This is a genomic window from Paenibacillus sp. F024, assembly GCF_057814255.1.
Genome location: NZ_JBVASZ010000009.1, coordinates 166,751 through 178,209 on the forward strand (window position 1 = coordinate 166,751; position 11,459 = coordinate 178,209).

Consider the following 11,459-nt stretch of genomic DNA (forward strand, 5'->3'; position numbering starts at 1 on the left):
CACCCCAGCCCGAGTACAGCTGTGGATACCGGGACGCACATTGACCCCGGGATTCTCGTTTGCGCATTTGTATGGTATAATGGGCCAGTATGACTTTAGAACGGTATACAAGCCGAAGAGTTCAATTTATACTAGGAGGAGAGAAATACCATGCCACTTGTTTCTATGAATGAATTTTTACCTAAAGCCAAAGCAAATAAATTTGCCGTAGGCCAGTTTAACATGAATAACCTGGAATTCGCCCAAGCAATTACGGAGGCGGCCGAAGAATTAAAATCGCCTTTCATTTTTGGTGTTTCCGAAGGTGCATTGAAATATATGGGTATGGAATATACGGTAGCGTTGGCCGAAGCTGCAGCGAAGAAGTCCGGACTTCCGATCGCGCTGCATCTGGATCACGGCAGCAGCTTTGAAGTGGCCATGAAATGTATCCGTGCCGGCTTCAGCTCTGTTATGTTCGATGGCTCACACTACTCGTTTGAAGAAAATATTCGTTTGACCAAAGAAGTGGTAAAGGCGGCTCATGCGATGGGCGTATCCGTTGAAGGAGAGCTTGGCACCATCGGCGGCGTAGAAGACGATATTAGTGTGGACGAGGCTGACGCGTCTTTGGCCAAGCCTGAAGAAGCGATCCGTTTTTACGAAGAAACGGGAGTCGATTGCCTGGCCATTGCTGTAGGTACAGCGCATGGAATGTACGCAGGAGAGCCGAATATCCGCTTTGATATCATCGAGAAGGTGGCGAGCGCCATTCCGGTTCCGGTTGTACTGCATGGCGGCTCCGGCGTTCCGGATGAGATGATTCGCAAAGCCATTGCGGCAGGTGTAGGCAAGATCAATGTCAATACTGAGAATCAAGTCGCTTGCACGCAAACGATCCGCGATGTGCTGAACAAAGATGCGAAAGTGTACGATCCTCGCAAATACCTCACTCCTGCTCGCAAGGCCATGGTTGAAGTGGTCAAATCCAAAATCCAGCTGTTCGGAAGTTCCAACCAAGCTTAAGGATACAGCGGGAAATACACCGGTTTTAGGTGTGTTTCCCTTCTGTTTTTTTAAAACGATAAAGAAAGAATGCATTTTCAGTGAGCTGAACGCTTTCTTTAATCACAAGAAAACCTGCCTCTGAATTGCGGGCGCTCATCCTTGAATGGCCTCGTTAGGGGTTTTGTTATCATCCCGCACGCAAAGTTATTTGTATTTTGTTTGAACGCCTTATTGTGGTGAAGTAGGAGGAAGAACAACGAAATGGAAAAACTGATGATTGCCGGCGGGCGTCCGCTGCGTGGAACGGTTCAAATCAGCGGAGCCAAGAACAGCGCCATCGCGCTTATACCGGCTGCCATTTTATCAGAATCCGCCGTAACGCTGGATAATTTACCGGCATTGAGTGATGTTGCGATATATACGGAGATTCTGGAGGAACTTGGCGCAACTGTAGATTGGCAAAAAGACAGAATGATCATAGATTCGAGTCGGTTGGTTTCCAGGCCTATGCCTAACGGTAATGTTAAAAAGCTTAGAGCGTCATATTATTTAATGGGTGCGCTGTTAGGTCGATTCCGGGAAACGACGATCGGCATGCCCGGCGGGTGTAATTTTGAGCCGCGGCCCATCGATCAGCATATCAAAGGCTTCGAAGCATTGGGCGCATCGGTCACCAATGAGAACGGGGCCCTGCACATCAAAGCAAAAGAGCTGCGCGGAGCTAAAATATATCTCGATGTCGTCAGTGTAGGAGCGACGATAAATATTATGCTGGCGGCCTCGCGAGCCAAAGGCGTCACAACGATCGAAAATGCGGCCAAAGAGCCTGAAATTATAGATGTAGCAACGCTTTTGAATTCGATGGGAGCCAAAATTAAAGGCGCAGGAACCGAGACCATACGGATTGAAGGTGTGGATGCGCTTCATGGCTGCAGGCATTCCATTATTCCGGATCGAATTCAAGCGGGAACTTATATGATTGCCGCTGCAGCGACACGCGGTGACGTGATTGTGGACAACGTTATCCCTAAGCATTTGGAGGCCATTACGGCCAAGATGCAGGAGATGGGCGTGCATATATACGAAATGGACGAATCGATTCGTGTCGTAGGGCAGCTTGATTACGAAAGTGTGGATGTGAAGGCGCTGGTTTATCCGGGCTTTGCAACGGACCTTCAGTCTCCTATGAGCAGTCTGCTCACGCAAGCCAAGGGTACCAGCATTCTGACGGACTATGTGTACAGCAACCGGTTCAAGCACATCCCTGAACTCGTTCGCATGGGGGCCAATATTAAAGTTGAGGGGCGCTCGGCGATAATCGAGGGAGGACCTCTTATGGCAGCCAAAGTCAAAGCTACCGATCTTCGCGCAGGAGCGGCGCTCGTCATCGCGGGATTGACCGTTGCACAAGGCGTTACTGAAATCACTGGCGTGGAATATATCGATCGGGGCTACGATCATCTCGTAACCAATCTATCAAATCTGGGAGCCGAGGTTTGGCGTCAGCAGGATTGAAACCTCGGTATACTTTTCTTTCGAAATGGGTATGGTTATAGTAGATATTTTCTGTAGTTGAAAATTTAATAGTTTGGTGGTTGGATAGGTATGGATATGCATCTGGCGCAATTGGAAGCGCTGAAGCTCACGGAATTATATACGCTTGCTAAAAAGCATCAAATTCCGTATTACGGGCAGATGAAGAAAAAGGAACTTATTTTTGCGATCTTACGTGCTCAAGCCGAACAAAGCGGCTTGATGTTTATGCAGGGCGTGTTGGACGTTTTGCAAGAGGGTTTTGGATTTTTACGGCCGATCAACTACTTGCCCAGCAGTGAAGATATTTATATCTCCGCTTCCCAGATTCGCAGATTCGATCTTCGCTCCGGTGACATGGTTTCAGGGAAGTGCCGGCCTCCTAAAGAAAACGAACGGTATTTTGGTTTGCTGCATGTGGAAGCCGTGAACGGAGAGGATCCGGAAACGGCGGCGGAACGCCTGCACTTCCCGGCGCTGACACCTCTTTATCCACAAAAGAAACTAATCCTGGAAACCTCCCCTACTAAACTTTCTACCCGATTGATGGATCTGTTAGCTCCCGTAGGATTCGGACAACGCGGTTTGATCGTTGCCCCTCCGAAAGCGGGGAAAACGCTGCTGCTTAAAGAAATTGCCAATAGCATCTCGACGAATCATCCTGATGTAGAATTGTTTGTTCTTCTGATCGACGAACGTCCGGAGGAAGTGACGGATATGCAGCGTTCGGTGAAAGGTGAAGTGGTCGCATCCACCTTTGACGAGGTCCCGGAAAATCACATCAAGGTGGCGGAGCTGGTGCTTGAACGCGCTCAGCGGCTGGTTGAGCACAAGAAAGACGTGGTTATATTGCTCGATAGTATCACACGTTTGGCTCGTGCGTACAACCTCGTCGTTCCGCCGACAGGACGCACGCTTTCCGGGGGGATTGACCCCGGCGCATTCCACCGTCCGAAGCGCTTCTTCGGTGCCGCGCGCAACATTGAGGAAGGCGGAAGCTTAACGATTCTCGCCACCGCACTTATAGAGACGGGTTCGCGGATGGATGACGTTATTTATGAAGAGTTTAAGGGTACCGGTAACCTGGAGCTTCACCTTGACCGCAAGCTGGCCGAACGACGTATTTTCCCGGCGATCGATATTCGCCGCTCCGGAACGCGCCGCGAAGAGATGCTGCTGACCAAAGAGGAGCTTGATAAAGTATGGGCGATACGCAAAGGGATGAATGATTCCCACGATTATATTGAAGCTTTCTTTAAGAAGTTTGGCGAGACAAAAACGAACCAAGAGTTTCTGGAAACGCTGGAGCCTACCGGTGGCAGTCCGCAATCCGGGGGCGGGGGCAGCGCTTCCCGACGGGTGAAGCATTCTGTCTCGTAGGAGGGTTGATTCATGAATTTGGTTTATGCCGATCGTGACGGCAACGTTTACGATCATCCGGAGTTTACGGGTCTTGGACGCAGCGGCGACGCGGTAACGGAGATTTTAGAGGAAGAGCTTATTCCGCTGCCGGAGGGAGCTACCCTTGTCAGTTTGCCGGATACACGCCCCATCGGCATCGACACTCGAACGGGCGAAATGCAAATCGTACCCGGAGAAGTATCGGCTGTGGGCGCTTTGCTGCCGCAGGGCTTCACCCGACTGCTCCTGCCTGGCTATGTGAAGGCCGATAAGACCAAAGTACTTCCTTTGTTCGGCTACACGGCGGTCGTTTGGAAGGACGGAGGTTTCTACGTCGCGGCTGAAGCGAGTGACGATCCTGAGCGTTGGAATCCCCGGAATTGTGATCCGGATGAACTTGAGCTTCAGGTTCAGCGAATTTTGGGTCAATACAAAGATAACCGGTTGTATCAGCACTTATCGAATTGTGCACTCGGATACGAATGTTTAACGGCTTCGAACACCTTCCTGAATCGTTGGGAAGGCGCCGTTCCCGTGTCCTTCTCCTGCAATGCCGGCTGCTTCGGCTGTATCTCCGAACAGCCTGAGGACAGCGGGTTCCCTGCGCCGCAGACCCGGATGAACTTCAAGCCTACCGTTGAGGAAGTCGTTGAGGTGATGCTGGAGCATCTCAAGGCCCCTGAGAGCATTATCAGCTTCGGGCAAGGCTGTGAAGGCGAGCCGTCGACACAGGCCAAGATTATTATCGAAGCGATGCGGGAGGTCCGTCGTCAAACGAGCACGGGTTTTATTAACATTAATACGAATGCGGGACTGACCGATCATATCCGCGGTATTGTCGACGCAGGGCTGGACCTGATGCGGGTCAGTACGATCAGTGCGCTGGACGACCACTATAATGCATACTACAAGCCGCGCGGCTATACGCTGAAGAATGTAGAGAAATCACTCCGCTATGCCGCGGATCATGGCGTTGTCACTTCGATTAACTATTTAATTTTCCCGGGTGTAACAGACCGTGAGGAAGAGATGGAGGCCATGATCGATTTCGTGCGCCGAACCGATCTGAAGCTCATCCAGCTGAGGAATTTGAACATAGATCCGGAAAGCTATTTGGAGCTGATTCCCAAGCCCCGCGGTGAGCGTTATGGAATGAAGCAGATGCTCGATATTTTCCGGGAGGAGCTTCCGGGTGTTGTGTTTGGCTCTTATACGCATATTCCGCAAGAACTGGCTGATAAGCGAAAGAAGCACTTGCAACGCTGATAGCTGCATGGTATAATCCGATCATGTGTGCTAGAAGATAACTCTGATTCACATGGTGTTTCAGGGCAAAAGAGGTGAAAGAGTAATGAAAGAAGCTATTCATCCGACATATCATCAAACGACGGTTACTTGCGCTTGCGGTAACACGTTTGAAACGGGATCCATCAAGCAAAACCTCCGCGTAGAGATTTGCTCCGCTTGCCACCCATTCTTCACCGGTAAGCAGAAATTCCTGGATGCCGGCGGTCGCGTCGATAAATTCAAAAAGAAATACGGCATTTAATTTTTGTCAGATTCTATACAGCATGAACCGCGCCTCCTGTGGCTATTCTAAGATTACGTATCTTAGTGCTGCAGGAGGTGCTTTTTTATGAAATTTAGAATTTATTTTCTGGTAACGGCATTGCTGCTGGGCTGCTATATAACGGGCTGCGGGAGCGTTAAAGCAAGGCAGGAAGTGAAGACGCACAGCAGAGACGGCTTGCTGGGAATTACGGAAGTAAATCCGAACATGCCGTTAAGCAAGTCATACCGGACCTACTCCGATGACGCTCGCGTGATGGAAACAGCCGTGAAAGAACGGTTTCCAATGGTCACCAACACAACGATCACTCTTAATGGCCCTGTAGCCCACGTGCGGCTCGATGTACCTGCCGGGACAAGCATGGATGAGATAGCCTTCATCAAACGCGAAGCGCAGGCTGTATTGGCCGCTGCCTCGCCGAGATACAATATAGATATTGACGTTGCTGCCAAATAACTCCCCCGGTTGCTATTTTCACTGGGATCGACTATACTTATCTATGCCGTGCTAGACGGGGAGGTAGCGGTGCCCTGTAACCTGCAATCCGCTGTAGCGGGGTCGATCGCCTATTCGCGGTATTGCGATGTGAGGGTTGGGTTTTAAAATCGGTGTTGAGAGTCGGGTCCTTCGCAATGGATGCCTGTGAACCCGGTCAGGTCCGGAAGGAAGCAGCCGTAAGCTGGATGTTTCATGTGCCGAAGGGTGGCCTAACTTGAGTCGATGATAAAAATTCCACTCGGATCGTAATATCAAGGTAGGTGCACGGTTTTTCTTTTCAAGCAAAGTAAATACGGTAAACGAGAACACACCGAATTGAAGGCCTTCCGGCTTGCGATTCGGTGTTTTTTTCATTACGTATATCTTGTTATCATAGTTCTATAGTAGGTCATGCTCCTTGCTCTACAACGATTGAAAAGTTTTCTTGGACAATTGGAAGGAAAATGAAAATAATAGGAGAATTGTATACTAAAGTTAACTGGGTCAGGAAAGACGTGAAGCTATAGGTTTTGGGCGGTGGGTTCTCATAGAGAAAACAGGGGGGAGAGAATTGCGTTGCAGCATGAGTTGAATTTGCTCCAGCAATTTGCAGGCACGTTCTTAAGGGATGTCAACTTGGGAGTTATGCTGATCAATCCGGATTTTGAGCTCATTGATATTAGTGATATGGCCTGCCGCGTACTTGGTTTAAATAGAGAACAGGTCCTTCAGCTGCCGATGGAACAGGTGTTTGCCGATTTGCCGGCAGAACATCAATTGGTCCAAAGAAGCATTTTGGATGGGATGGTCGTACGCAATCATGCTCTGTCTTGGACTAACAATCAGGAAAGGTACGAGCTGCTTGTCGATTCGAATGTATTAAGGGATGAGGAAGGCCGGGTTGCAGGGGCATACATCATTTTTAAAGACGTTACGAATCTTCGATCCTTGGAAGAACAGGTACAGCGAAGCGACCGATTGGCCATGATCGGCCAGATTGCAGCGGGTACCGCTCATGAAATCCGAAATCCGCTTACTTCCATTAAAGGCTTTCTTCAGGTCATTCGCAAAACACTTCAAGAGCAGGGGCTGGAGAAGGAAAGCGGTTATACCGAAGTGATGCTTCAGGAAATCAACAGGATTAATGAATTGGTCAACGAGTTTTTGCTGCTGAGTAAACCGAAGAATGTTACATACGATAAGGTGGATGTATCCCAGGTGCTGAGGGATATTTTGCCGATCATTAACAATGAAGCGATTTTGCATCGGGTTGTCGTACAGTACGAAGCGACGTACGATCTTCCCCACGTTGTAGCCGATCGCGAGATGCTCAAGCAGGTTTTTCTGAACATATCCAAGAATGGAATCGAAGCTATGGGAGATGGGGGATTTTTGACGATAACGGAAAAAGCGAATATGGAGGAACGGAAGGTCAATATTGTTATCCATGATACGGGTCCGGGGATTCCGATGTATGTGGTGGATAAAATTTTCGATCCGTTTTTTACTACGAAAGTGGAAGGGACGGGTCTTGGTTTGTCCGTTTGCCAGCGCATAATACATGATATAGGGGGTCATATTCGAGTTTCATCCAAAGGTTTCGGAACCACCTTCACCGTAAGCATCCCATTCCCATGAGGCCGGGAAACTTCAAACCTGCTCTTAAGTGTAGTATAATAGATTGAATAAATGAACATTTGGAGAGGGCAGGATGGCACATATCGCCTTATACCGAACATGGAGGCCTCAATCCTTTAAGGATATGGTAGGCCAGAAGCATATTGTCCAAACCTTGCAAAATTCGCTTCGCGAAGGCCGGTTCAGCCACGCTTATTTATTTAGCGGTCCCCGGGGGACGGGGAAGACGAGCGCGGCCAAAATATTGGCCAAAGCCGTCAATTGCCAGAACGGTCCGGCAGTGGAGCCTTGCAATCAGTGTGAAGCCTGCCTGCGGATTACCGAAGGAGCCGTAATGGATGTTGTCGAGATTGACGCTGCCTCCAACCGCGGGGTTGAAGAGATCCGGGATATTCGCGACAAGGTAAAGTATGCGCCTACAGAAGTACGTCAGAAGGTGTACATCATTGACGAGGTGCATATGCTGACTACAGAGGCGTTCAATGCGCTGCTTAAGACATTGGAAGAACCGCCTGGCCACGTGATGTTTATTTTGGCAACGACGGAACCGCATCGTATTCCCGCTACTATTATTTCCCGCTGCCAGCGGTTTGACTTCCGCCGCGTATCGCTTGATGAACAAGTGGAGCGTCTTCGTGAGGTTTGTTTGAACGAACAGATCGAGATCGATGAAGATGCGCTGGCATTCATTGCCCGGCTATCCGATGGAGGGATGCGCGATGCGCTCAGTTTGCTCGACCAGATCATCGCTTTTGCGGGACAACGGGTAAGTTACGAGGACGCACTTTCCATAACGGGCGGGATGGCGTCCGATCAGTTCGAGAAGCTCGTTACAGCTATTCAGGACAAAGACTTCGGCACGGCGCTGCGATTAATCGATAACTTTATGCAAGAAGGAAAAAGTGCGGACAAATGCATGGAAAATTTGATCTACTATTTCCGAGACTTGCTGATGGTTAAGATGGTGCCGGGCTCAGAGGCGGTCACTGAACGGATCGTGGACGTGAAAAGGTTCTCTGAGGTGGCTCAGCGGTTTACAAGCGAGAACCTGATTGCCATGATCGATACGCTCAACTATTATCAGACGGAAATGAAATATTCCGTCCAGCCGCAGACGCTGCTTGAAGTGGCCGTGATGAAGCTGTGTACTCAAGTGGGCGGTTCTGCCGCGAGCTCTGGCTCCGCCGTCTCTGTACCGGTTGCCGGCGCACCTGAACGCCAAGATGGATTGGTGAACCAATTGATGGGCCGCATTCAGCGTTTGGAGGAACAGCTTGCGCAGCTGCTCAAGCAAGGGGTAGTCCCTTCCGTGGGCAGTCCTGCACCAAGCGGCAGGAGCGGCGCAGGGCGCCAGGCCTCTGCTCCGGCTGTGGTGAAGAAAATAGAGAAGCTGGACGCTTACCTGCAGGGTAGAGAGGATGCCGCATTCCGTGGCGTGCTTCAGCAGTGGAGTCAGGTGCTTGCCCGGGTTAAGGAGCTTAAAATTACCGTCCATGCCTGGCTGGTCGACGGAGAACCGGTTTCTATCCACGAGGGGCAATTGTTAGTCGCATTCAAAAGCGCCATGCATCGGGAAACGACCGAAAAGCCTGCCAACAAACAGCTGATCGAGCAAGCGATGAATGAAGTGCTTGGACAGCCGTATCGGCTTGTCACCGTGATGATGAAGGATTGGAAAGCCGCATCCGATCAGGCAGGGGGCTCCGAAGCGCCTAAAGAGGAGCTGCAGCTCGTTGCCGAGGATGAACAGTCCGGCGGCAAGGAAGCATGGATTGAAGAAGCCATCCAATTGTTTGGTGAAGATTTGGTAAAAATAAAAGAAGACTAATTTTGAACGAGAAGGAGTGTTTCATATGAACAATATGAATCAAATGATGAAGCAAGTGAAGAAGATGCAGGAGCAAATGATGAAGGCCCAGGAAGAGCTGGCGAACAAATCGTTCGAGGGCACGGCCGGAGGCGGTGTGGTTAGCATAACGGTGAACGGACATAAAAAGGTAACAGCCGTAGTGATCAAGCCGGAAGCTGTAGATCCGGACGATGTGGAAATGCTGCAGGATTTGGTGCTTGCGGCCATTAATGATGCGATGACGAAAGCGGAAGAAACAGCCGGTAAAGAAATGTCCAAACTTACCGGAGGTCTCAACATTCCGGGGTTATTCTAAACAAAGACCGGATTACTGTCCGTGTGAGGCTTTAGAGACCTTTAAGTTCAAAGTGTGAGGAGCTAATCGCTTGTTTTATCCCGAACCATTAGCCAAGCTGATCGATTCATTCTCCCGGCTTCCGGGCGTCGGGCCTAAGACGGCGGGGCGCCTGGCGTTTCATGTGCTTCGTATGAAGGAAGACGATGTTATCGATTTTGCCAAAGCGCTCGTGAATGTCAAAAGAAATTTGCACTATTGCTCGGTCTGCTGCAATATTACCGATACCGATCCGTGCCGTATTTGTCAGGATAAGAGCCGTGACGGTTCAACGATTTGCGTGGTGCAGGAACCCAAAGATCTGGTGGCCATGGAACGGACGAAAGAATACAACGGATACTATCATGTTCTTCATGGAGCGATTTCGCCTATGGAAGGCATCGGACCGGATGAGATCCGGATTGCCGATTTACTGAAGCGTTTGAGCGATGAGCGTGTGCAGGAGCTTATTCTGGCCACCAATCCGAATATTGAAGGTGAAGCAACCGCAATGTATTTGTCCCGGTTGGTTCGTCCCTTTGGGTTAAAAGTGACCCGGATTGCTCACGGTTTGCCGGTCGGCGGAGATTTGGAATATGCCGACGAGGTCACATTAACCAAAGCGCTTGAAGGGCGAAGGGAATTATAATGAAATTGGAAGCCTCCAAGAGGTCCTGCCGGGGCATGCGGCTGTTTAGCCGTATGCCATGGGAGGGCTTTTTTTAGTTCTATCCGAGTCTTGTTCTCTATATGTATGTAATGTATGGGACAATCCTGATGGAATCTAGGAGGCAGATACATGAAGCGTTGGATGGGAAAGCTGTGGAAAAGAAAAGAGAGGGCGCAGGAGGACGCTATTTACAAAGACAAGCTTTTGCTTGTGCAGGAAATACGCAAAGCACATTTGGAATGGGAAACGGCTCAGAAGCGATTTGATTACGTTATAGAAAAGGAACAAGTCGATTATGCTGTGTTCGCTTTGGAGGCCGCTGAAAAAAGGTTTGAGATGCTCATCAAGCAAGCTAAAAATATGAGAGTTTCGGCGAATGAAGTATGGGCCAGCCGTGTATTGGAGGAGTCTTCATGAAACTATATATGCTGTGGGGAGTTTTTCTCCTGTCCGGAGGATTGCTTGCTGTCTTATTGATGAGAAACCGGCATGCCTTTCAATGGTTAGGTAAATTGTGCCTGCATCTTGCTTTTGCTTGCATGATATTGTATATTGTTAATCTGTTTAGTTCGTATACCCACTTGGAACTTCCGCTAAACGCGGTAACGGTAGCGGCGGTCAGTATTCTTGGAATTCCGGGGCTGGCTGTTCTTGCAGCTATAAAGCTATGGGTATTGTGAGAAAGCAGGAAAAAGTTCCTCAAAAAAAAGCTTGCATTGATCTAGCCAGATATGATATATTAATCAAGTCGCCGCTAAACACGGTGACAATAAACGACAATAGCGTACAATCGAAATTGTCGAAAAAATTGCCCTTTGAAAACTGAACATCGAGTGAGTGTTTTAATAGAGAATCGTATGATTCTCGCTAGTGTTAAATTTTGAGCTATATCAGCTTTTCTTTAATGGAGAGTTTGATCCTGGCTCAGGACGAACGCTGGCGGCGTGCCTAATACATGCAAGTCGAGCGGATTTATCCTTCGGGATAAGTTAGCGGCGGA

The 11,459-nt window shown here is 49.4% G+C and carries 12 protein-coding genes, 1 rRNA gene and 1 other RNA gene; all 14 read left to right on the plus strand.

The window, feature by feature from the left end; translation table 11 throughout:
- The first annotated feature begins 150 nt into the window (after positions 1-150).
- Complete coding sequence (gene fba, locus ACZYR9_RS11990; protein WP_488978721.1) at positions 151-1,005, plus strand: class II fructose-1,6-bisphosphate aldolase; 855 nt, start codon at positions 151-153, stop codon at positions 1,003-1,005.
- 243 nt (positions 1,006-1,248) lie between these two features.
- Positions 1,249-2,502 carry a UDP-N-acetylglucosamine 1-carboxyvinyltransferase gene (murA, locus tag ACZYR9_RS11995; protein WP_488978722.1) on the plus strand — a complete coding sequence of 418 codons (1,254 nt, stop codon included), beginning with the start codon at positions 1,249-1,251 and terminating at the stop codon, positions 2,500-2,502.
- A 90-nt stretch (positions 2,503-2,592) separates the two neighbouring features.
- The gene (rho, locus tag ACZYR9_RS12000; protein WP_488978723.1) at positions 2,593-3,900 is read left to right on the plus strand and encodes a transcription termination factor Rho; all 1,308 of its coding nucleotides are present in this window, start codon (positions 2,593-2,595) and stop codon (positions 3,898-3,900) included.
- Positions 3,901-3,912: 12 nt separating this feature from the next.
- Positions 3,913-5,187, plus strand: coding sequence for a radical SAM family protein (locus tag ACZYR9_RS12005; RefSeq protein ID WP_488978724.1), 1,275 nt, complete (start codon positions 3,913-3,915; stop codon positions 5,185-5,187).
- Positions 5,188-5,272: 85 nt separating this feature from the next.
- Positions 5,273-5,470 carry a 50S ribosomal protein L31 gene (rpmE, locus tag ACZYR9_RS12010; protein WP_488978725.1) on the plus strand — a complete coding sequence of 66 codons (198 nt, stop codon included), beginning with the start codon at positions 5,273-5,275 and terminating at the stop codon, positions 5,468-5,470.
- A gap of 87 nt (positions 5,471-5,557) precedes the next feature.
- The gene (locus ACZYR9_RS12015; RefSeq protein WP_488978726.1) at positions 5,558-5,947 is read left to right on the plus strand and encodes a hypothetical protein; all 390 of its coding nucleotides are present in this window, start codon (positions 5,558-5,560) and stop codon (positions 5,945-5,947) included.
- Between the two features lie 46 nt (positions 5,948-5,993).
- Positions 5,994-6,257: signal recognition particle sRNA large type (gene ffs / locus ACZYR9_RS12020), an RNA gene on the plus strand.
- 287 nt (positions 6,258-6,544) lie between these two features.
- Positions 6,545-7,606, plus strand: coding sequence for an ATP-binding protein (locus tag ACZYR9_RS12025; protein ID WP_488978727.1), 1,062 nt, complete (start codon positions 6,545-6,547; stop codon positions 7,604-7,606).
- A gap of 73 nt (positions 7,607-7,679) precedes the next feature.
- Positions 7,680-9,434, plus strand: coding sequence for a DNA polymerase III subunit gamma/tau (gene dnaX, locus ACZYR9_RS12030; protein WP_488978728.1), 1,755 nt, complete (start codon positions 7,680-7,682; stop codon positions 9,432-9,434).
- A gap of 25 nt (positions 9,435-9,459) precedes the next feature.
- Positions 9,460-9,771 (plus strand): YbaB/EbfC family nucleoid-associated protein, encoded by a 312-nt coding sequence (locus tag ACZYR9_RS12035; protein ID WP_488978729.1) that lies wholly within the window; start codon positions 9,460-9,462, stop codon positions 9,769-9,771.
- A gap of 70 nt (positions 9,772-9,841) precedes the next feature.
- Complete coding sequence (recR, locus tag ACZYR9_RS12040; protein WP_488978730.1) at positions 9,842-10,438, plus strand: recombination mediator RecR; 597 nt, start codon at positions 9,842-9,844, stop codon at positions 10,436-10,438.
- Between the two features lie 150 nt (positions 10,439-10,588).
- Entirely contained in the window at positions 10,589-10,876 is a 288-nt protein-coding gene (locus tag ACZYR9_RS12045) for a DUF2508 family protein (RefSeq protein ID WP_488978731.1), read from the plus strand.
- Positions 10,873-11,139 (plus strand): pro-sigmaK processing inhibitor BofA family protein, encoded by a 267-nt coding sequence (locus tag ACZYR9_RS12050; protein WP_488978732.1) that lies wholly within the window; start codon positions 10,873-10,875, stop codon positions 11,137-11,139. The genes ACZYR9_RS12045 and ACZYR9_RS12050 overlap by 4 nt, the downstream gene beginning before the upstream one ends.
- Positions 11,140-11,360: 221 nt before the next feature.
- Positions 11,361-11,459, plus strand: a 16S ribosomal RNA gene (locus ACZYR9_RS12055); the annotation flags it as partial.